Below are 2,357 nucleotides of genomic sequence, written 5' to 3' on the forward strand. Positions count from 1 at the left end.
AACTGTTGTAAGCTACGCCCAAATTACCCAGGGCACTGCCCTCACCTTGCCGATCGCCAATCTCGCGGGCAATCACCAACCGTTGCTCATATAGGGCGATCGCCTCTTGGTATTGACCAAGGTCAGCGTAAGCAATTCCCAAATTACCCAGGGCAGCAGCTTCGCCGCGCCGATCGCCAATCTCGCGGGCAATCACCAACCGTTGCTCATATAGGGCGATCGCCTCCTGATATTGACCCAAGTTGTTGTACGCATTTCCCAAATTGTTCAGTGCATTGCCCTCGCCGTGCCGATCGCCAATCTCGCGGGCAATCACCAACCGTTGCTCATATAGGGCGATCGCTTCTTGGTATTGTCCGAGGTTAGCGTAAGCATTTCCCAAACTACCCAGAGCAGCACCCTCACCGCGCCGATCGCCGATCTCAAGTCTGATAACCAGCTCTTGCTCATATAGGGCGATCGCCTCTTGGTATTGTCCAAGGTCAGCATAAGCATTTCCCAAACTGCCCAGTGCATTGCCTTCGCCGCGCCGATCGCCAATCTCGCGAGCAATCACCAATGCTTGCTCATACAGGGCGATCGCCTCCTGATATTGACCCAAGTTGTTGTACGCATTTCCCAAATTGTTCAGTGCATTACCCTCACCTTGCCGATCGCCGATCTCGCGGGTAACCACCAGAGTTTGCTCATAGAGCACGATCGCTTCTTGGTATTGACTGAGGTTGGCGTAAGCATTTCCCAAACTACCCAGCGCCGCACCCTCGCCTCGCCGATCGCCGATTTCGCGGGCGATGGCTAAGGCTTGCTCATGGTAATCAATGGCGGTGGGCACCTGCCCGGCAATTCTATACAAAAGACCCAAGGCATTGAGTGTATCCCCTTCCTCTTGCCGGCTGCCAATGTCCTGATAGAGTTCCAGCGCCGCCTGCCACGATTCCAGCGCGGCTTGAAACTGGCTGGTGTCGAATTGCTCAAGCCCCTGCTGGTAGAGGCGATCCGCTTCCTCCAGCAGTGCCGCCGCATCCGTCTCGGTCGTCGTCTGGGCACGGACAGTAGCGGGCAATAGGGGCACAGCGGCGGGGGCAATCAGCAGCGCGGTCAGCAAGGGCAGCAGGGATTTGGCATTCATGGTTTGGGGTTTTCCAGCACGTCTACATATTACCTAGTGGGGATGATGTAGGCAGTTATGCAGTGGATGCTATGAAGCGCAACAAGAAGGAGTTTGAGCGATCTGGGATCGACTAACGCTTTATAGATACACATCACGGTATACGGGCGATCGCGTCCCCTGATCGTCTAAGAATCAAGTGTTTCAGGATTTTTGCTAGACTTCTTCTGTTCCGACGATAAGCGACGCTCCACCTTTTTCACATCTTCTTCTGGCGGCAATGATTCAGGACGAATGCCCCGTTCTAGTAACGTCTGGCGAACCGCGTCATTATTGATAACGTGCTCCGCTGAAATCTCTTGCTCGGTTCCTAATTGATTTTCGCGGGAATTAAAAATCGTAATTTCCGTGGCAAAATCCTTAGCTTTCAGAATGATAGTGGGTGCAAAATCAGCCAGGGGCCGCTTCTCCGGTACATTCCATTGCGCCTTCATCGCCTTGGTTGATTTGCCAAACAACGCTTGATCACCTTTGCTGCGAATTAACCCAAAATTGCGATCGCTGCCCGTCTGCTCAAAAATCACTTTCGACAGCTCTTTTTCGGTCTCCGTCAGCTTTCGGCGTGCGGATACTCGCTCGGCTTCAAGTAAGCGTTGCTCAATCATCTCCGCTTTGCGGGTTTGCATTGCGAAGTAGGTCTGGGCAAACGCAATTTCCTGCTTTTTCGGATCACCATTCTGAGCAATCAGGTAACAGGCGTAGCGCGTCAGCATAATGTCATCAATCTGGCGCTGGCTGCCTGAGCCAAGTTCGACCATTTTCCTGACGTCAGCAAAATGGTCATCGATGTCATGCCCAGACACCTCACAGGACGTTTTTGCTTTCGATATAACATTCAGAAAGTTGTCCCATTTTGAATATCCCAGCAGATGCTGGAGATCACGAGCTAGCCAATACTCGATGCTATTCTCTGTTTTCTGAGCATGGGCTTCAAAGGTAACGGTCAGAGTGTTAATTGCGTCGGATTGCATAATGAGTCGGTCTTAACAAAAGGCAGATTTGTACAAATCAACGGGCGATCGCGCCTATGAATGGTTGTCTAGCCATTCTGAGATGGCGGCTTCAGCAATATCAGACATTTCCAGGTCGTGTTCCAAAGCACCCATCTTGAGCCGTTTGTGCAACGCTTTTGAGAGATAGAGCGTGGTTCTCAGATATTGGCTATTACTACTCTTCCCTTTGGGCGATC

2 protein-coding genes are annotated in these 2,357 nt (G+C 51.8%); both read right to left on the minus strand.

The window, feature by feature from the left end; all coding sequences use genetic code 11:
* Positions 1–1,129, minus strand: a 1,129-nt coding sequence (locus tag V6D20_19350; protein HEY9817939.1) for a tetratricopeptide repeat protein, incomplete at its 3' end; no start/stop codon positions are given.
* Between the two features lie 167 nt (positions 1,130–1,296).
* On the minus strand, positions 1,297–2,139 hold the full coding sequence (gene dinD / locus V6D20_19355) for a DNA damage-inducible protein D (GenBank protein ID HEY9817940.1): 843 nt from the start codon (positions 2,137–2,139) through the stop codon (positions 1,297–1,299).
* Positions 2,140–2,357 lie beyond the last annotated feature (218 nt).

The sequence above is a fragment of the Candidatus Obscuribacterales bacterium genome (assembly GCA_036703605.1).
In the GTDB taxonomy this organism is placed as follows: domain Bacteria; phylum Cyanobacteriota; class Cyanobacteriia; order RECH01; family RECH01; genus RECH01.

Coding starts and splice junctions, on each gene's coding strand:
- dinD (HEY9817940.1), bottom strand. CDS start 2,139: ATGCAATCCGACGCAATTAACACTCTGACCGTTACCTTTGAAGCCCAT.